Source organism: Pirellula sp. SH-Sr6A (assembly GCF_001610875.1).
In the GTDB taxonomy this organism is placed as follows: Bacteria; Planctomycetota; Planctomycetia; order Pirellulales; family Pirellulaceae; genus JBKCUI01.
Genome location: NZ_CP011272.1, coordinates 3,923,576 through 3,943,380 on the forward strand (window position 1 = coordinate 3,923,576; position 19,805 = coordinate 3,943,380).

The 19,805-nt window shown below is 54.2% G+C and carries 16 protein-coding genes; 8 read left to right on the forward strand and 8 right to left on the reverse strand.

Annotated elements, in window-relative coordinates:
* Positions 1-13: 13 nt before the first annotated feature.
* The 3 genes from VN12_RS15000 to VN12_RS15005 all read left to right on the forward strand — a co-directional run bounded on the left by VN12_RS15000 (position 14) and on the right by VN12_RS15005 (position 4,453).
* Positions 14-2,737 (forward strand): DEAD/DEAH box helicase, encoded by a 2,724-nt coding sequence (locus tag VN12_RS15000; protein WP_146677591.1) that lies wholly within the window; start codon positions 14-16, stop codon positions 2,735-2,737.
* Positions 2,738-2,873: 136 nt separating this feature from the next.
* Positions 2,874-3,008 carry a hypothetical protein gene (locus VN12_RS26640; RefSeq protein ID WP_256388090.1) on the forward strand — a complete coding sequence of 45 codons (135 nt, stop codon included), beginning with the start codon at positions 2,874-2,876 and terminating at the stop codon, positions 3,006-3,008.
* A gap of 1,019 nt (positions 3,009-4,027) precedes the next feature.
* Complete coding sequence (locus VN12_RS15005; RefSeq protein WP_146677592.1) at positions 4,028-4,453, forward strand: hypothetical protein; 426 nt, start codon at positions 4,028-4,030, stop codon at positions 4,451-4,453.
* 29 nt (positions 4,454-4,482) lie between these two features.
* On the opposite strand, the gene VN12_RS15010 is transcribed toward VN12_RS15005, so the two are convergent.
* From VN12_RS15010 to VN12_RS15035, 6 genes are all read right to left on the reverse strand, one after another.
* Positions 4,483-4,944, reverse strand: a complete 462-nt coding sequence (locus VN12_RS15010) for a hypothetical protein (protein ID WP_146677593.1) — start codon at positions 4,942-4,944, stop codon at positions 4,483-4,485.
* 445 nt (positions 4,945-5,389) lie between these two features.
* On the reverse strand, positions 5,390-5,701 hold the full coding sequence (locus VN12_RS15015) for a bacterioferritin-associated ferredoxin (protein WP_146677594.1): 312 nt from the start codon (positions 5,699-5,701) through the stop codon (positions 5,390-5,392).
* Between the two features lie 38 nt (positions 5,702-5,739).
* Positions 5,740-7,008, reverse strand: coding sequence for an ABC transporter permease (locus VN12_RS15020; protein WP_240491159.1), 1,269 nt, complete (start codon positions 7,006-7,008; stop codon positions 5,740-5,742).
* A 53-nt stretch (positions 7,009-7,061) separates the two neighbouring features.
* A complete protein-coding gene (locus tag VN12_RS15025) occupies positions 7,062-7,829 on the reverse strand; it encodes an ABC transporter ATP-binding protein (protein ID WP_409994281.1) in 768 nt (255 codons plus the stop codon).
* Positions 7,830-7,852: 23 nt separating this feature from the next.
* Positions 7,853-9,688, reverse strand: a complete 1,836-nt coding sequence (locus VN12_RS15030) for an HlyD family efflux transporter periplasmic adaptor subunit (protein WP_146677597.1) — start codon at positions 9,686-9,688, stop codon at positions 7,853-7,855.
* 318 nt (positions 9,689-10,006) lie between these two features.
* Entirely contained in the window at positions 10,007-10,714 is a 708-nt protein-coding gene (locus VN12_RS15035; protein WP_146677598.1) for a hypothetical protein, read from the reverse strand.
* A 188-nt stretch (positions 10,715-10,902) separates the two neighbouring features.
* Between VN12_RS15035 and VN12_RS15040 the strand changes: the two genes are divergently transcribed.
* The 3 genes from VN12_RS15040 (at position 10,903) to VN12_RS15050 (ending at position 14,603) form a co-directional block, all read left to right on the forward strand.
* The gene (locus tag VN12_RS15040; protein ID WP_146677599.1) at positions 10,903-11,796 is read left to right on the forward strand and encodes an NAD(P)-dependent methylenetetrahydromethanopterin dehydrogenase; all 894 of its coding nucleotides are present in this window, start codon (positions 10,903-10,905) and stop codon (positions 11,794-11,796) included.
* Between the two features lie 130 nt (positions 11,797-11,926).
* Entirely contained in the window at positions 11,927-13,237 is a 1,311-nt protein-coding gene (locus tag VN12_RS15045) for an SPFH domain-containing protein (RefSeq protein WP_146677600.1), read from the forward strand.
* A 73-nt stretch (positions 13,238-13,310) separates the two neighbouring features.
* Positions 13,311-14,603 carry a PQQ-binding-like beta-propeller repeat protein gene (locus tag VN12_RS15050; protein ID WP_146677601.1) on the forward strand — a complete coding sequence of 431 codons (1,293 nt, stop codon included), beginning with the start codon at positions 13,311-13,313 and terminating at the stop codon, positions 14,601-14,603.
* 109 nt (positions 14,604-14,712) lie between these two features.
* Here VN12_RS15050 and VN12_RS15055 read toward each other — a convergent pair whose 3' ends face one another.
* Entirely contained in the window at positions 14,713-15,546 is an 834-nt protein-coding gene (locus tag VN12_RS15055; protein ID WP_146677602.1) for an NIPSNAP family protein, read from the reverse strand.
* A 167-nt stretch (positions 15,547-15,713) separates the two neighbouring features.
* Between VN12_RS15055 and VN12_RS15060 the strand changes: the two genes are divergently transcribed.
* A complete protein-coding gene (locus VN12_RS15060; protein WP_146677603.1) occupies positions 15,714-16,643 on the forward strand; it encodes a universal stress protein in 930 nt (309 codons plus the stop codon).
* Between the two features lie 67 nt (positions 16,644-16,710).
* Here VN12_RS15060 and VN12_RS15065 read toward each other — a convergent pair whose 3' ends face one another.
* On the reverse strand, positions 16,711-18,930 hold the full coding sequence (locus tag VN12_RS15065) for a YXWGXW repeat-containing protein (RefSeq protein WP_146677604.1): 2,220 nt from the start codon (positions 18,928-18,930) through the stop codon (positions 16,711-16,713).
* Positions 18,931-19,298: 368 nt separating this feature from the next.
* Here VN12_RS15065 and VN12_RS15070 point away from each other — a divergent pair, with 368 nt between their 5' ends.
* The gene (locus VN12_RS15070) at positions 19,299-19,802 is read left to right on the forward strand and encodes a hypothetical protein (RefSeq protein ID WP_146677605.1); all 504 of its coding nucleotides are present in this window, start codon (positions 19,299-19,301) and stop codon (positions 19,800-19,802) included.
* The last annotated feature ends 3 nt before the right edge of the window (positions 19,803-19,805 follow it).

Below are 19,805 nucleotides of genomic sequence, written 5' to 3' on the forward strand. Positions count from 1 at the left end.
ATGGAGTTCGAATATGGTTGCCACTAAGACCAAAGCAAATACCAAGCGAGCTTCGGAAAGAAAAAAGAACTCAACGGAGCGCAAGGTCAACGCGTTGCATCAACGTTTGGCGAGACTGACGGTTCATCAGGCGAATCAATTGCTCGGCGAGAATAGCAAGACGCTACTCATGGCAGGTGGTGATCTTGAGATCGATCCCTATTGCGATGTTTTGCTTGATGATGACATGTATCGCGTCCGCTTGCCATCCGGTCAGACTGTTACAGTCACTTTGCAGAGCGCTCGCGACAAACATTTGCAGATAGATTGCTCTCATTGCACTCATCATTGTGAGCATATGGGCGCGGCACTGTCGTATCTTCTCGAATCAAAATCTGACTTAGGGCTAGCAGCTCCTCCTGACGAGTCGGTCGCTCTCGAGCATTTGACGGAGGATGAGCTATTCGAACGAGCTTTGGCCGAGCGTCGCAAGCGAGCCGAAGAAGAGAGTATGACGGTTCGGGCTTCGAAAGCCGATACGCCATGGACCGACTACGTAGTGACGAGCGCTGGTTCTGGTAAGACGTATCGTGTTGCGCTGCGAGGTACCGAGCCCGGGATTTCGTATTGCAGTTGCCCAGACTTTCGAACCAATCAACTCGGGATCTGCAAACACATATTCCATGTGATTCAAAAGATTCGCCGAAAGTTCTCGGCAGCTCAATTGAAAAAGCCATATGTGCGCAAGAGCTTGTCGGTGCGAGTTCATTATCAACAACCCTTCGGTTTGCTCTTCAATGTTCCGGAGATGCTACCACCTAAGATCTCGAGTTTGATTGGAAACGCGGATCGCATCCCCTTGGAGGGGACTGCCATGATGGAGCGTATCCAAGCTATTGAGGAAGCCGGAGTGAGCGTCCATGTTTATCCCGATGCCGAGGAACTGATTCATACCCGGTTGCTCCAAAAGCATTTGCGAGGAGTATCAGCCAAGATCCGGAAATCGCCAGCGACGCATCCGTTGCGCAAGAAATTGCTTTCCGTCGAATTGTTGCCCTATCAGTTGGATGGGATCGCATTTGCTGTTGGGGCTGGTCGCGCGATCCTCGCGGACGATATGGGATTGGGAAAGACAATTCAAGGTATTGGCGTAGCTGAGTTGTTGGCGAAAGAAGCTGACATCAAAAAGGTGTTAGTCATTTGCCCCGCCTCGCTGAAGAGTCAGTGGCAAGCGGAGATAAATCGCTTTTGCGGTCGCAGTTCGCAGTTGGTGATGGGATCAGGAAGCGAACGAGCTAAGCAGTATAGGGAAGATGTTTTCTTTACTATATGCAATTACGAGCAAGTGGTTCGTGACTTGAGCCATGTTGAAAGCGCCTCCTGGGACTTGATCATCCTCGATGAAGGCCAACGGATCAAGAATTGGGAATCCAAGGTGAGCAAGATGGTGCGATGCCTTCGCAGTCCATTCGCGCTGGTGCTCTCTGGCACTCCCCTTGAGAATCGACTGGACGACCTTTACACGATCGTCCGGTTTGTCGACGATACCCGGTTGGGGCCCGCGTACCGATTCTTTCATAAGCACCGAGAAGTGGATGATCGCGGGAAGCCCATCGGCTATAAGAAACTGGATGAGTTAAGAGAAGCTCTCAAGCCTATCTTGCTTCGTCGAACGCGAGACGAAGTGTCGAAGCAATTGCCGGATCGTATCGACGAAGTCGTTCGCATTCGCCCCACTGCCGAGCAGTACGACGTAAGCCAATCGCAGCTATCGATTGCAGCGCGAATCGCCGCGAAGAAGTTTCTTACGGAGATGGATCTGCTACGACTACAAAAGTCGCTGTTGCTGGCGAGGATGGTTGCCGATAGCACCTATCTCATCGATGAACAAGAACCAGAGTTTAGTAGTAAGCTTGTTCGTCTGGGTGAGATGCTCGAGGAACTGATTGCTGAGCCGACTCGTAAGATTGTGATGTTCAGCGAGTGGACGCTGATGTTGGATCGCATCGAAATCAAGCTTGCGCAGCTGGGCTGCGATTTCGTTCGACTGGATGGCTCGGTACCTCAAAAGAAGCGACCGGCCATCGTTAGCAAATTTCAGAACGATCCCAATTGTCGACTGATCTTGATGACCAATGCAGGCAGTACCGGCCTCAATTTGCAAAGCGCCAACACGGTCATCAATGTCGATTTGCCTTGGAATCCCGCCGTGCTCGAACAGCGTATCGCGCGCGCCCACCGGATGGGGCAGAAGAACCCGGTTCACATCTATAATCTTGTTACCGAGGATACGATTGAAGAGCGTTTGCTGGATACGTTGGCGAACAAGCAAGAGTTGGCGAATGCGGCTATTGATTTCTCGTCCGAGACCGATGCGGTCACGATGAAGAGTAGTATTGCAAACATACGAGAGAAGCTCGAAAAGATTTTGGTGCCGGCTCCAGAAGCACCTGTAGACGCTAGTCAAAAACGCCGGTTGGAATCGCAGGCTGAGGAGATCGACAATCGCCGTGAGAAGGTCTCTGCTGTGGGAGGTCAATTGCTGGCCGCGGCACTGCAGCTAGTAGGCGAGCTAGTTTCCACCCAAGACGGACCTGCTCCGGATACCGTTGTTGTCAGTCAGTTGACAAACAGCTTGAACGAATGCGTGGAAAGAGACGAATCAGGAAAACCCAAACTGACGATTCGTCTCGATAGTGACGAAGCGTTGCGAAGCTTGGCACAGACGCTCGCCCGCCTGCTTGTTCCATCCTCCTAGCCAGAAGGATGTTTGTTACCCCTTCGTCGCATTGAGTCCTGTCACAAACTCAGAACTCGATCAGAGGGATCGGAGATCAAGGAGCAAGATTACTCGATCAACCCAGGACGTTACGTTGGTGTTGTCATCGAAGAAGATGGCAAGACCTGAGGAAGAGTTCATCAATGGGCTCTCCGAAAAACAAACGTATATGGAAGCTCAGGATACGAAAGCCAACGAACTCGCGTCGATCATTCGTCACAACGTCAAGCAACTCATTGGGGGCAAATAGCATTGATTGAGATCCCGGCAATATTGAACTCAAGCGGCAGCCGGATTCGTGCGCACCGCCATTGCCCGCATCTAAAGAACGGTCATTGGTTTGCATCGGATAGGGCGATGACCGGCGACGCCCCCAAGGACTTTCTAGGAGTCTACGAATACGGTGCACCTGGATGTAAGCGAGGACGACAAAAGTCGTGGCCGCGTTATATCGCCAAGGTAGGGCACAAAATGGTATCCCAACGAATCAATCACCGAGCATCTCATCACTCGGCTTGGTCAGTCCCTAAATATGGATATTGCCGACTCTAGGACTGTGCATGTCAGAGGGCAGGTCAGGTTTCTTAGCCGTTACTTTCTTAAGAGGACCGAATACCTCCTTCACGGAGCAGATATTTTTGCCTCGTACCTGGAAGACCACGACAAAACTTTTGTCCAAGGGATCGAAGACGAAGGCAAATCCCCCGATTACTTTGACTACGACTTTGTGGCTGCATCAATAAGGGAGATGCTTCCAGGCACCGCCGATGCCATCCTTCCGAAGTTCCACCGAATTGCTAGCCTTTGACGCACTAATCGGTAACAACGACCGACATTTTTTCAATTGGGGGGTAATCTGCCACCAAACCGGACGGCACATTTCCCGCTTTAGCCCTATTTTCGATACAGCTAGAGCCCTTATTTGGAAACACTCTGAGGCAAGTTTGTCTAAACTCGAAGAGAAGGGGCGTCGTCCGGCTGACCAGATTCGCAAATACTGCCGGGAATCCTACTCCAAAATTGGGGCCACTGGCGAAGGTCGAGTCAACCACTTTGCGTTGCTGGCGTCTGTCCTTAACCGTAACCCAGCAACGAAAACTGATTTCGACATTCTGGTCGGTATTGACTCTGAACCCGTAGAATTGTTGAAGAACTTGCTCAAAGGAGAATTTGCTCGCTTGATTTCGCCATTGCGGCAGACATGGATCTGCCGATTACTAGAATACCGTACCGAACAGTTTCGGCTCACGATCCAAGGAGAACCGACAAATGCTTGACAAAGTCTTGCGCTATCTACGCGGTGTTTCTTCGGGGCGTGGCACTGAAGGGATCGACCGCTCCAACGATGCAGAATTCGTACTCGTCTTGGGTCGGCTTCCGATGCTTATTCTTAGTCGAAATCCGCAAGGTTGGACCATGCGATATACCGAAGCGTTCAAGAAGCAAAGCCGAATAGCTCCGCTGGTTCCATTTCCTGATGTGAACAAGATCTATCGTTCGCCCGAACTGTGGCCCTTCTTTTCGGTTCGGATTCCGAGTATCGCGCGACCAGAAGTCCAGCGGACGGTTCGAGAAGAGCATCTCGACTACGACGATGTCGCTGCGATGTTACGACGCTTTGGCCGCAAGAGCATTGCAGACCCATTCGAGCTTCGTCCAACTGCGCATTCCAACGAACTGATTGGTGCCAGCTAGCGGCACCCAACCAGAACGGGCGCGAAACGTTAGTCTTGATGAGAACAGCGATAAACCAAGGTCAACAACGGCTTAGGCCAACAGTCGATGTTTGCGAAGCTACCGCAAAGTCGATCTTCTACTAGCTTAGCAGCGTAGTGAATTTCACCGTTGACGATGCTTAATACAATTTGACGACTATCTGAATGGTACCATTCCATCGAGACGGCACCATCGGGAAGGGCTGCAAGACTGGGAGCAGCTATATTCGGCGGCAGCTCTGCCAACAAGCAAAATGCTTGACGCAGAGTGTCGATTGAAACAGGAAGGCTGCCGTATCCATCCCAGTTTGATTCGTCGCTTTCGTAAAAGACCTCTGCCAATTCTTCACGTAATTGAATTTCCGGACCCAACGTCTCGGAACAATGCAGCCGACATGATTGAATTCGAATCACTCGGCTTACCAACTCTGCTGCATCGCTGCAACCCGATGTGACTTGCTTTGTTCCCATGAATCGTGCATGACTGTAAAGGTTGAGGACACCTAAGGGACCTACAAATGTAGTCCTAGCATGTCGGGCAGCAAACAGACTTGAATCAGAAGCCGCGGATTCCTGCGTCGACACAGTTCGCTGCTGTCTGACCGCTTCTCGGGAATCTCTAAAATTTACCAAGTTTACCGATCAGCGAAACTGTGGCACTTCTTTTCAGTTCGGATCTGCCATGCGAGATCGGAACGACCTGCAGCTGCAACGCAAGGACAGACACCAAAGAATGAAGTGGTTGGCTTCGTCTGAGACTCAAAGTCGAAGTGGCTGATGAGACGCTGCAAGGCCATCGCGGTTGGCATGGCGATACAACATGTTTGTAGACCACGCGTTTCTTTTTTCGGTCGCCTTCAATCCACGTTTCCACGGGAAAACGCCCCGGTTCAATGCGACCGGTCAATGCGACGGGTCAATGCGACGGGTCTGACGGTCTATCTTCCAATCCGAGTTCTTGCCGGTACTTGCTTCTGCCTTGGGCGTAGATCTCTTTGTTGGGAGATCGGTCGGCGAGCCACTGTTCGACTTCGTCGGACGGGGGTGGTACTTCGGTTACCAAGTGAGTTAAGCGTTCCAGCTGTTTGCGACACCAGCCGCAGCCAGTCCCTGCTCCACCGCATTCCGCTAATTGACTCGGGCGTTGGATTCGGTGCACCCGGATGTAATTGATCACCTTCCTCCAGCTGATATGAAAACAGAGGCAAAGTTCGTCGTCTGGTTTCATAAGCTACCTGCACATCGAGATGGATCTGCTGGCGATAATTACTCGTGCCGCAAGGCTTCGATCGGATTCATCTTTGCCGCTCTCATCGCGGGATAGATTCCGAAGACAACCCCTACAATGAGCGAGATAAGAAAGGCGCCTGGAATGCTTTCTGGGACAATGGAAGGCTCGACCGTTCTCACCACATCGGGGAGCCCGGCCATTTGCTCTGGAAACCACTCCATCGCTAGCCAGCGCGCGCCGCGCACTGCGGGACCGCAGAGCAATCCAAACAAGATCCCCGTGATTCCGCCTGCCAAGCTCAGCACACTGGTTTCGATCAAGAACTGGCGAATGATATCTTTACGTTTTGCTCCGAGAGCACGGCGAATTCCAATTTCACGCGTTCGTTCGGTAACGGTAGCCAGCATGATGTTCATGATCCCGATCCCCCCGACCAGCAGCGAGATGGCTGCGATCATTCCCATAAAGACCATAAACATGGCGCGGGTAGTTCGCGCCTGTTCCAGGAGTTCCAGCGGCACGACGACTGCGATATCCTCCATCTTGGCATGGCCCGAAAGGGCGGATTCTACGAGCTCTGCAGTCCGTTTTACATCGGCCACTTGGTTCACTCGCAGGGTGATTTGATTGAGCTCAATCACTTCGCCTTCGCGCGATCCCGATCGAACGCTCATCACCATATCTCCGATTCGCTGGTGCAGCGTTTGGATTGGGATATAGACATCGTTCGTGAAGTCTTGTGCAGCCATCGAACCGCCGACCGCAGCCGTCGCGCCTTTGGGTTTGAGGACACCCACAACGAGATAGAAGTCCTGATTTTCGGGCATGTAAATGCGTTGACCGATTGGGTCTTCGTGCAAAAAGAGGCGTTCTGCAACTTTAGCGGAAAGGACGCAATGGGTTTCGCGGCGGAAGCAATCGGCGTCGGTGATGAAGTGTCCGTCTTGCATTTCAAGTCGATTGACTTCGAAATACTCCGGGGTACATCCGACGAGTCGGCCATCCAGTTTTCGGTCTTTGAATTGAAACTGACGGCGCAATTCACGGATGGGCAAAGCGCTTTTCACGGTCGGAACACTCGTGGAAAGCAAATCGAATTCATCGCGAGTGAGGCCGTAAGGTGTCAGCCCCTGCGCCGACATCTTTTCGCTGGGCGGTTTGATCGTGCGGATCATGATCGTATCGGCCCCCAGGCTTTCGATCTGTCGCTGTGCCTCGTCTCCAATTCCCTTGCTGATCGCCAGCAGCCAAATGACGCTCGCTACGCCGATAAAGATCCCGAGGACGGTCAGGATCGATCGCATGGGGTGCAACCAAAGGCTCTTTACGCCCAACTGTATTGTGCCAAGCCAAATGTTCATTCTTCCACCGGCATATTATCGATTGCGTATTTCGCGGCCGCATCCCGAACTTCTTTCGTGTTGGTGCGATCCCATTGCAAACGACCGTCTTTCAGTCGCACGACACGCTTGGCCCGTTTGGATACTTCGTCTTCGTGAGTCACGAGAATGATCGTTCGACCTTCGTCGTTCAGTCGTTCGAAGAGTTGCAGGATCTCTTCTGTTGTTCGAGAGTCCAAGTTTCCCGTCGGTTCGTCTGCGAGAATGAAGTACGGGTTGTTCACGAGGGAACGAGCGATAGCCACCCGCTGTTGTTGTCCACCGCTGAGCTGCGTGGGACGGTGGTCCAAACGCTCTCCAAGTCCCACTAATTTTGCCAGCTCGATTGTCCTGGCGTGCTGCTCCTTGCTGAGCGAACGACCTTGGTAGAAGAGAGGCACCTGTATGTTTTCAACCACCGTCAGCTGCTGGATCAGGTTGTAGGCTTGGAAAACGAAACCAATCCGCTTGGAACGGATATCCGCCAATTGATCGTCGTTCATTTGGGCGACATCGTCTTCACCCAATAACAAACTACCGGAGGTGGGTTTATCCAAGCACCCGAGCATATTGAGCAAAGTACTTTTGCCGGAACCTGAGGGTCCCATGATGGCAACATAGTCACCTTCCGGGACATCGAAAGTAACTCCTCGGAGCGCGCGGACTGTCTCGCTTTTTAGCACGTACTCTTTTTTCATGTCGACAACGCGACATGCGTACCGCTTGGTAGCGATCGGAGGGTTCATGGTGGACTGGGTCATGACCGTTTCTACTGCAATCCTCTCGCGCCAATCGGGCGGTCCGCGCTGCTTCCGCCTGGAGCACGTCCTGCGGGGCCTCCATCAGGGCCGGGAGCACCCTCTGCTCCAGGCGTTCGCTCACGGGCGGCTCGCAATTTCTGCATTGCCTTGGTGAGTTCCCCCATGTCCAAGAAACCATCTTGGTTGCCGTCGGCCTGGGGGAAACCGGCTGCGAGCGGGCCCATGCTGCTCGCCTCGGTCTTGCTGATCTTTCCATCGGAGTCGGTATCGATCCGCTGCATCATCCCTGACAGATCCATGCCACCGCCTGCGGATTGGCTATCTGTTTTTGCGGCGGCAGGCAATGGCTCAGCCGCGATACGAGCCAGTTGCTCGCGGTCATCGGTTTCCTCAATGACTGGGATATCCATCTTGGCAAGGTGGTTTCGGGGATTTAAGACCACCTCTTCTCCGACCTCAATCCCAGTGTCCACCGTGATGAACTTTTCGTTTGCCGCACCGATCTTAATCGGCTTTGTTTCCCAACCATCGCCGCTCTTAACCAAAACAAAATGATGCCCCTTGGTTTCGTAGACGGCCAAAATGGGGATTTGGATGGCTTCAGGAATCTGCTCGACGAAGATGCGAACTTCGGCCGTCATCCCGGTGCGAATCGTTTCCGGCGGATCGACAATCTGAACAAAGACAGCGTACTCTTTAACGTTCGAGCCCCACCAGTTGCCTGGTTCTGCGTACTTATTGACCTTTACAACGCGTCCAAGAAGCTCGTTCTCGACCGCTCCGACGCGGATCTTCACAGGCATGCCTTCTCGGATCAACGTAATTCGTGACTCGTTCACCTTCGCTTTGACTTGCATCTTGCTCGGGTCGGGAAGCAAGAAAACTGTCTGCTGCTCGCGCACGACTGCTCCTGGTTCCACGACGAAGTCCGAACCGCCCCGGCTACCTACTTTGTTCGCATAAACAACTTGCCCATCCGCAGGCGCCTTGATTTGGCAAGCAGCCATTTGGGTGAGGATTTCATCGAGTTTTTCTTTTTCCTCAATCAGGGTGTTGCGATCGGAGTCCAGCTTTGCCTTGGCCGTGGCGATATCGCTATCGAGCTGTACGAGCATTTTCGCTTTGGTCAGTTCATCAAGAACTCGAAGTCTCGCTTCCGCGGACTCGAGCGTGCTTTGTGCGTTCTGTACCGCGTATTGCTCCGCTTCGATTTGAAGCGGTTTGAGGGTCCCCTTCGCCGCAAGCCGCTCCGCACTTTGAAGTGACAATTCGGCCTTTCGGAGATTCTGTTTAGCGATCGAAATCTCGCTCAAGATCGTCTTGCGCTCGGTCAAGTAGGTGCCTTCCAAGTACTCTTGGCGCGCGATCTCGGCCTTGCTCACGGCAGCCTCGCTCGAAATCACCGTCGACTCGGCAGCGCTAACGATAATGCGTTGATTCTTGGCTTCTTGGTCCAGCGCGGAGGAGTCCAATTCGCAAAGGATGTCCCCTTTCTTCACAAAGGTGCCTTCCGGAATGACCGTTAGGATTGGAGTGCCGCTCCCCCCACGTCCTTTGACCTCGCATTTCACTTCGTTGTTGCTACTGCTCTCGACCTCTCCTTGTTCGAGGACGATGTGATCGAACGGCCCTTTCGAAATCTGCTCCAGAATCGGTTTTCCTTCGGTGGACGCGGTCGATTCGGCACGCATTTTCCACCAATAATACCCACCGCCACCGACCAGGGTTGCCGCGATCAAAGCAATCAAAATGGGACGTGCCGCCCCGCGACGACGTCTCGAATTCGAATTTCGGACCGTTTGGGCGGTTGGGTTGCTACGGGAGGAGAACCTGAGAGATTTCATAATGATTGGGGGATGGAGGTCGCGAAGGGATGATCGGTGGGCCGATGGAAGCCAGAACTTCCGGAGGGACGCTACATCGGTGAAATGCAAACGGATCTGACATGATACCTGCCAAGGCCTCTGGATCGAAGCGAGATACTGGACGCTTCGTCAAAAATCCAGGAGTTGGGCAGCATGTTTGGGAGTTGGAGGGCTTACGTGGACAACGGACTGCAGTTCATTATCGCACGAAGGCAATTGGCACCGCGACGAGGAACCCAAAGTCCGGCCACCTTAAACCCACCAATTGGCAGCGGGTTCCGGTCCATCGAGGCAAAACTAGGCTCTGGCTCCCACTTCGTCTTTCGAACGGGAGGGACCGCAGCCGCTTGGAGGAGCAATTCGGTAGGCCGCCAAGGCAGCTAACAGGGCAAATAGGGCGTCGCCGAGGTCCATATTTTTCCATGCGATCGCCCCCAGGTCCGCCAGTCCCCATCCGGTGGCCTCGGTCTCGCCGAAGGCCCGATAAGCAGCTTGGGAGATCGCAATTTGCCGTTCTTTCTCCGGATCGGGGAGGGCTTCCCACATTTGGGTTGCCGCCACCCAAGCCTCCGCAGGCAAGTCGGCTGGGCTTGCAGCGGTGTCGGCGTCTCCGCCTGTAGGCCACGCCAAACGTTCCCCTGCCAACTCCTGCCGCTCGATCCAGTCGAGCGCAAGGTGAAACTGGGCCGTCTCAGCCGTGGCAACCATCCCCGCCGATTCCTCGACCTGCGCGCGAAACTCCCCATACTCTCGCTGAACTTCCATCCATGCTGCACCCAACTTCCCACCACCGACGGCGAGCAAGGTCAGGCAAACGGCAACCCAGCCTTGGTACGCGAAGCCACCGTTCCGACCACTCCACCTTGTAGCCCCCCCGACCGCCACACCGATCCCCAACGCCAATAGCCCGATTTCCCATCTTCCCATAACGCTCACTGCCATCCAAACGGCAGCCCCGATGCACGCAACAATAGCGGGAGCTAAGAAAGATGAAATCCTCGTCATGACGTGCAATGCTTTTGAGAAACGCGCGATAGGTTGAGCGGGAGTAGCCAATCCCGCCCGACACGTTACTGGACCTGGAGCCCCGTCGCTTGTCAAACCGAATCACCACCATTAGGCTTTTCGCTACCGTCGCCCCGTCGGAGTCTATGTCTTTTCCCGCATTCAAGTGGAACTGCGAGCTGATCCCTATGTCGAACAAGCGCAAGATCCTCATTCAACTGGACACCAATTCCAAGGCGAGCGTCTTTGACGCGGTCGTCGCTATCGATGCTGGCGTCGATCATCTCTTGCAGTACAGCAATGTGAAGCAGGAAGACGTCCGCTCCTTGGTCCACGGAGCGATGTACACCCGCGGCCCACAAGACCTGAAGCATACCGCCATCTTCGTAGGAGGGGGGAGCGTAGCGCATGGTGAAGCGATCGCGCAAGCAGCCTTCGAGACGCTGCACGATCCCTTTCGTGTCTCGATCATGCTCGACAGCAATGGCTCTAACAGCACCGCTGCTGCCGCCGTTCTTTGCGCCCAGCAACACTTAGAAATCCGCGATTCCTTCTCTGTTGTTCTTGCCGCGACCGGTCCCGTGGGGCAACGCGTGTCTCGCATCCTTGCCAATCTGGGAGGAAAAGTCTTTATCGGTTCAAGGTCCAAAGAGAGGGCGGAGGAAACCATTGACGAGTTGGTCCAAGCCGATGTTGAGCGCTCGCGTCTGATTCCGCTGGTATCGGAAGACGAAGAGGCGTTGACTGGGGCCTTGATCCGATCGCAAGCCGTTTTTGCTTGCGGAGCGGCAGGCATCCGACTCTTGACCGCCGAACGTTTGGCCTCCGCCAGTTCTCTTCGCGTAGCTGTCGATTTGAACGCGGTGCCGCCCGAAGGGATCGAAAGCATTGGAGTGTTCGACAAAGCTGTGGAACGAGGAAACCGCGTCGACTACGGGGCTCTCGGCGTTGGCGGATTGAAGATGAAGATCCACAAGGCCTCGATCGCAGCACTGTTTGAATCCAACCACCGATTCTTGGACTGCCAAGAGATGCTTTCCATCGGCACAGATATTCTCGCTCAGCAGAACAGAGGCGGTTAATCGAACGGCCATTGGCTCGCATATCAAGAACAGTTGGTAGAATACTGGCGCTGAGTTCGGAGTTCTTGTCTTTTGATTGCGCCCTTTTTCTCTGATTGCACCCTTTTTTCTGATTTAACCGGGGTACCAAGTGTTTCGTCTCGAAGTCATCGATTACATCGATCAATCGAATCAATCGCTCATCGCGCGCGTACCGGAGTCGGGCACGGCCGCGATCCAATACGGTGCTCAATTGATCGTTCAGCAAAACCAGGAAGCGATCTTCTTTCGCGATGGTCGCGCCATGGATTCTTTTGGTCCCGGTCGCTACACCTTGACCACCGCGAACATACCGATCCTGGGGAAACTCCTCACAATCCCTTTTGAAAAGAGTCCGTTTCAAGCGTGCGTGTACTTTGTCGGAAAGCAAACGTTCATCGATCAGCGCTGGGGAACACGGACTCCTATCACGATCAAAGACCCCCAGTTTGGCATTGTAAGACTGAAGGGCTATGGCAAATTCGCCTACCGCGTCGTCGATGGCTCGTTGTTGCTCAACTCCATCGTCGGCACCCAAGGGAAGTTTACCACCGACGAGATCCTGAACTACCTTCGAGATGTCATCATCGCTGGTCTCACGGATCTGTTAGCAAGCTCCGGAATTGGACTGTTGGATATGCCATCCCGTATGGACGATCTGAGCGCCGCGGCTCGGGTGAAGCTGGGAGACCAGTTCTCCAAGTATGGGCTGGAATTGACGGAGTTCTTTATCAGCAGCATCTCGGCCCCCGAAGAAGTGCAAAAGGCGATCGATGCGAGGGCGAGCATGGCGGTCCTCGGCGATCTGCGCGCGTACGCCACCTATAGCGCAGCCAATGCCATGCAAACCGCCGGAGCGGCTGGAATGCAAGGCCCAATGGGGTTTGGGCTGGGGATGATGCTCCCGAATTTCATGCAACCGCAAAATGCGGTAGCAGGGGTTCCAGGCGCAGCACCGATTACCGGCCCCGCCCAATTGGACTTCAGCAACGCCCGGGTCCCCAGCGAACAAGACTTGGCAACCTCGATTCGGTCCCTCGGAGAAAAGATGGGATGGACGATTCAGCAAGGCGAAGGTGGATCGTTACAAGTCGCTGTACCTTTGGCTGCATCGCGTCGACAACGGGTGTTTGTAGAGCTGAACCGAAAGGACCAAGATGGCAACGAGATGATCGGAATCTGGTCCCCCTGTGGAGCGATCAACCCGGCAGCAGCCTTGACCATCCTTCGAAATAACGACTCTGTTGTGCATGGTGCTTTCGCAATGAAACGCGTAGACGAGGGTGAAATTCTCGTTCTCAAATCGAATGTATTGTCGAATCTGACCAATGCGAGCGAGCTAGCCAAAATCATCTCGGCTGTCGCTTGGCAAGCGGATGAAGTCGAACAACAACTGTCGGGCAGCTCCGTCGACCACCACTAAGGCGACTTGCAACGGACCGATCGCCACCCCTATTTCGATCCCCAATTCAGTCATTCCATTCGTCGAGGTTTCTATGCGAGCCAAATCCTTTTGCCATCGTGCCATGTTTTTTGGATCGGTGTTAGCCTTCTCGAATTTGGCTGCCATGCTCGAACTTCGTGCGGACGATTGGTACCAATGGAGAGGTCCTAACCGAGACGGAATCGCCGAGGTCAAGGGCTTGGCTTCGAAATGGAGTGAAGATGGCCCCGCTCTCCTTTACCAATCCGAAGGACTGGGTCGCGGCATGTCGAGCCTTGTCATCGGAGACAACAAGCTTTACACGCTCGGTGAATCGGACGGGAAGGTGCAACTGGTTTGTTGTGACGTGGCCAATGGGCGCGTTCTTTGGAAGACACCGTTCGGCGCAGCAAAAGGGGCGCCCAACGGAACCCCAACTCTGGACCTGGAAACCAAACGGGCCTATGCCGTTTCTTTCGACGGTTTGCTCGTTTGTTGCGATGCCAACAGCGGGGAAATCCTTTGGCAACGGAGCTTCCAAAATGACTTCGGTGGCAAGATGGAATCGGTGTGGGGATATAGCGAGTCCCCTCTGATCGATGGCGACCGACTCTTGTGTACACCGGGAGCGGCGGACGCAATGGTTGTCGCGCTGGACAAGAACACAGGAGAAACGATTTGGAAGGGTCCTGCCCCCAAGGGTGACTTGCGAGGCAACGATGGCGCAGGGTATTCATCGATCGTGATCTCAGAAGGGGCCGGGATCAAACAGTACATCCAATTGATTGGCCACGGGGTCGTGAGCTACGACGCTCCATCAGGCGAATTGCTATGGCACTACGATCGCGTTGCCAATCGCACTGCGAATATTCCCACTCCGATCGTCAAGGACAATTATGTCTTCTGCTCGACCGGATACGACGATGGAGGAACGGCTCTACTGCAGATGACCAAACGCGGTAAGAAAGTCGAAATTCGCGAGGTGTATTACAAGACCAACAAGGAACTGCAGAACCATCATGGTGGCATGATTATGATCGGTGAGTTCGTCTACCTGGGACATGGCCACAACAATGGCTTTCCCGCTTGTATCCGCTGGAAGACAGGCGAAAACCTTTGGGGACGGGCCCGCGGTGCAGGTTCTGGTTCGGCTGCCATTGTGGCGGCGGACCGCAAGCTCTTTTTTCGCTACCAGGATGGTACGATGGCGATGATCGACGCGAACCCTCGCAAGTACGAACTGCTGGGATCCTTTAAACTCCCTACCCACGAAGGAGAGAGCTGGCCTCATCCTGTTGTATGGGAAGGGAAATTGTTCATACGCGATCAGCAATTTCTGCAGTGCTTCAATTTGACGAGCAAGTAGTAGAGCGTGCCCCAACACTTGGTTTTTGCTCCGCATGGAATTGTTGCGGAGCATCATTCTTCACCGACCAAACGCTTCGAGCGGTGGCGCTCGAAGGAAAACTGGCAAACTACTGCAACGGCGAAAACCCAACGGGCTTGAGGTAAAGGCTCTTTACACCGTCCCTGACGGTGAGCGGGCCTCCCGCTGCAGCTTCGGACTCTTTCAACGCCTTCTGCCAGTTAGCGTCTTCTCGGAATTTACCAAACGACTCCTTCGCCGCATCGGGGGATGCGTGGGCTAGCAGGTAAACCAACGCATTGCCGGCAGCTGGCAAACTGGAATCGACGGAGGCCGTGGATTTTCCGAGAGGCGAAAGGGCTTTGAGCAGATCGCCACAATTGGTCGTCTCTCCTCTTCGAACCGACCAATAAACAATGTTGGTCATGCCATGCTTTTTGAAAAGCTCGATGGTGTGGTTTTGAAATCGCGCGTTGAGGTTGGGAAGATTGTTCGGTGTGGTGATATAGGTTCTCAGTTCGAAGATCCTATTCCCAACTTTCTCGGTGTTGAGAACAGGGCTATATCCGTTGGTGGTCAAGAAAACACGTTCGATTCCTGAAACAGGCTTCTTGCCGTCCACTTGCGACTTTTCGACCGCTTCTTTCCAGCCTGTATCGTCTTGAAAGGCCGTCCACGCGGTGTCCGAAGAGGACTTGTCTTTGTGACGAACCAACATGAACACTCGCTCGTCTGTCGCTTCCACGGGAGTCCATACCCCGACCAAATCGATTTTATGTTTTTTCATGTAAGGCAGTCCCTCGTACGACATCAGCTTGAGCGTATCGGCCTGCCTGCCTGGTTCGGATGTGTAGGTACGAAGTTCGTAGACGTGGCTATCTTGGGCCATACTGACAACTCCGATCATCAAAGCGATGACCAAGGAACAGAGGGATCGAATCATGGAAAGGACTCCTGGTTTCAAGTCTGTGGTACGATGAAAGGTCGTCGAGGAAGGCTCCGATTATACGCGACAAGACGAAACATGCGAACGATCATCCGACCTACGATCCAGCGAGCTGGATTAGCCGCTTGGACTGACCATGAACGACCCCTCACTGGAACCTTTGTATGCCAAGCCTTTATCAAAACATCCTCGTTCCAACCGATTTCACTTCTATTGCTGAACGAGCGGTAGGGCAAGCATTCTGGTTGGGAGAGAAAAGCCAAGGCCGAGTCGTACTGTTCCATTCCTTGCCCGATATTCGAACCTTAGTCCACGCTGCGACCTTCAACGCTCGCATGGACTTGCTCGAAGGGGAAGGAGAGGTGTTCATTCGCGAAGTGTCTCGCGATTCCGATGCGAAGCTCGACAAGATTATCTTTCATCGTGGCAATACTTCCGCCCAACTAACGCGGGAGACAGCAGTCGGAGATCCTTACGTCGAGATCATTCGAGCCGTGAAGAAGCGATCCCATGATTTGGTCGTGGTCGGAGCCGGTAACACAGCGGATTGGCGGCATCGCATCCTAGGGGGAACCGCATCGCGATTGGTTCGAAAGTGCCCGTGCAGCGTGTGGGTTGTGAAAGCGGATAGCCCGTTTCCTCCCAAGAAAGTGCTGGTGCCGATTGACTATTCCAATGTCAGTCACAAAGCGATGCTCGAGGCGGCCGAGATATGCCGAGCGGCATCCGCCGAGCTTCATCTGCTCCACGTAGTCGATTCGAGCGACGTGGTGGACGACTTGCTCACCAAAATTCCAAAGGGAGGCGAGATGCAGTCCGAAATGGAACGGTTTGCTGCCCAGAAGTTAGTAGCGATCGAGAAGGAGTTCCTGGGAGACCTGCGCGTCGTTCGGCATCTGGAGTGGGGAATTCCTTGGAAGGTTATCTCAAACCGATTGGGCGAGTCGTCATTCGACTTGATCGCAATGGGAACCGTCGGCCGGGGGGGTGTAAGCGGACTGCTGTTAGGGAACACGGCGGAGCGAATCTTAACAATGAGCCCATGCAGCGTGTTGACCGTAAAACCCGACGGATTTCAATCGCCAATAGATTAACTAGATGTTGCACCGAAGCGCAAAATCCCTCCTCCGCGAAGGAGGAGGGGGGATGTAAAAAGGGGTGCTAGTCCTTTTTGCCTCGATTGCCACCTCGACCAGATCCTCGATCCGAGTTGCCACGTTCCGACTTGCCGCGATCGCCCCCGAGTCCTGGGATGTTGCGGACGGGGTTAACATTCCCCCCTCTGGATCCGTTGAGTCCGGGGATGTTGAGGTTATTTCCCCCCGAACCTGGATTGACATTGGGAAGAGATCGAGGAATCCGTGGAGAGGGCTCGGAACCCTCCCGGCGGCTGGGACTTGGCAATGCCGGAACCGCTGGCACTTCGAGCTGCTTTCGTGTGGCATCCCGCTCTCGGGGTGCATTTTGTTGGAGCGGTTGCTGGAGGTTGCGCGTTGCGTTCTCCACTCGGTTCGACGGTACATTGCGATTGGGAGCATTGCGATTTGGTGCGTTGCGAGTTGCGTTCCCAGGAGAGCGTGAATTTTCCGAGCGACCGCTGCGTTGATTTGGGTCAGTGCGGTCATTTCGATCTGAGCGCTCGTTGCGGTCGCTGCGTTCGTTGCCCAGTAGTTGATCGCGAACGGATTTTAGCTGGTCGGAATTGAGAGGCTTCGCATTGGGGCCTTCCCCGAAGACAGGAGCCAATTGACGAATTCGTTGTTCACGATCCGCGTTGGTAGATCGACGCTCGTTTCCATCCCCTCGATTACCACGCGGGACATTGGCGCCTGCATCCGCTTCGACTCTAGCTTCGACTTTGCTTCCTAGTTTCAGGTCACTCGGAATGGCAGTGGGACCTCGGTTAGACCCTTGATCCGGTCGTTGCAGCGACAGCTGCTTCAACTCGATTTTACCATCCGCATTCAATTGCAGATCTGCACCTGCTCCCTTCGAGCCAGGCCCCTCGGAGCTTCGGCGCATCGATCTGTTTCGATCGATATCGTTTGCCGCTTTTTCCAACTCGCGGCGCTTCGAAGCCAAATCACGCCACGGCGAAGCGATCGATTGCGAGGATCGAACCGACGCATTGTTATCCAGTTGGAGCGAGATAGGGGCTTTGAAGCCGCTGCGCGAACCGCTCGCCAGCGCGCTGGCTGTGGCGACTCGCAACAAAGTATCGACAGTGGAGGGTTCTCCTCGGAACTGCTGTTGGGCTCGCAATTGGGCCGATACCGTCGATTGCGATTGCAAACGAGGTGTTGTCGCGATTTCCCGTTCCAACTGAGACAGCTGTCTCAACCAATTCGAGTGCCGACCTTGGTAAGCATAGTAGGAGAGCAGTGGATCGTACCCATGTTGGTAATACGTTACCCACGGATAGATCTGTCTTTGACCTTGGTAGCCAAAGTGGTTTCCGTAGTAGTACTGAGGAACTCCTCGAGCGACAAAAAGGTTGGCCAACCACAATGGATTGATATCGACGACATATCGAGGGCGGTAAAGACCGGCGTAATTCGAACCGAATCGAACCGGCGTGAAGAGCACACCCCGATTGGGCAATCGATAATCCCAGTACCCTCGTCGGCACACATAACCGCTCGGAGTCCAGACATAGCGAGTAGGGACCCAAACCCAGTCGTTTTGACCGACGCTCCAGTAACCAGACTGCCATGAATAGTTGCCCCCGCGGTACTGCCATGAGCCTGGGATCCAAAAATAGTCATCACCCGGGGCTGGGGAGCTGGGGCCATGGTCGATGCTCTCGGGCGGCGGCGGAAGATAGACAATTTCTTCTTGCTCGGTGCTGGTCCAGAAGCCACTGACCCATTGCCATCCACCATCCACTTCAGTCCAGTAACCGGGAACCCATTGGGTATTCGGAGGGACTTGCCGCCAAATGCCGGAGACCCAAATGTAGTCCTCGTCGACGATATCCCATCCCCAGTAACCGGGAATCCAAATGTAATCCTCCCCTTCGGGACGGTATTCAGGCGGTTGTTCGTCGACCAGGGAAGGAGGCTCCTTACCGACAACGATCGGGTCCTCTTGCTCTATGTCAAAGCGTTCTGCATACGCCTCGTGGACAGGTCCTCGGAGAAGCGGCGTGATGCCTTCGATTTCCTCGGGGATGGATTCCACCCCCTCGTTCTCCCCATCGAGCTGACCTGAAGCCTGAACCCCGAGCTTCGCGTCTGCCTGAGGGATTGGCATAGGTTCTGGGGGAGGATCCAGCAAGAGCTGGGCATGGAGCGACCCACTTCCCCCCACCACGCCCACGGCGGTTATGAGGGATGCAAGCCATAGTCGTTTACGTAGCGAATGGGGCTGACGAGATTTCATGATGAGCTCTCAATGATTTTTTGAAATGGAAACGAATTGCGTATCCCTCCTAGCAACGCAATCGGTGTACCACGAACCACTCAACCTGCGCGGGCCGGTAGCCTACGGCTTCCCCAAACACCCAACGCACCCGTAATTTCCAAGGATTTTGCAGAAAAACAGGGCTTCGACACGCCATGGGTTCCCCGTAGATATATCTGAGTGGGGGGCCATGCAAGCGAGCATCCGGCATCTAGGTGCGCTATCAGTCTGATCTGCAATCGACCAAATTGATCGAACGGCAGCAAAAACTCGATTTTCCCTGTCGGGCGAACCGATAGAAACTTTGGAAAAAGTCAAAAGAATCGGATCGTAGGGATTAGTGAATCATGAAGAAATCGATCGCCATCACTTCCGTCATCAGCTTGGCCCTGTGTGCCGTCTGTTTTTCCATCGCTGCTGGGGATCCGCCCGTCCTTCAGAATCGCCGGGAGGTTCCGCTTCCAAGTCTGATGCTGGCGAAACTGGGAAGCACGCAACAGATGCTGACAGGTCTCGTTTCGAACGACTTTGGGGCTATCCAGCGTGCCGCGGAGAATCTTCAACAGATCTGTAAGGCGACTGAATGGGAGCCCAATGCCGACCCCGTTTACGTCGCTTACAAAGAGGAGCTCGGTCGGCAAGCGAGCAAACTGGCGGAGCTTGCCCAGCAGCACAACTTGGAGGGAGCCGCATTCGTGTACACCCAGGCGATCGGGGCCTGCGTGAGTTGCCACACCCATTGCCGCGATGTCTTGAAGATCGCGGAGCTTCCGAACCCGGCCAACGGCGTGATCTCGATTCCCGTCAGCGATGACCCGCGGCTTCACAGCATGCCAATCCTCGGCCGATAATCA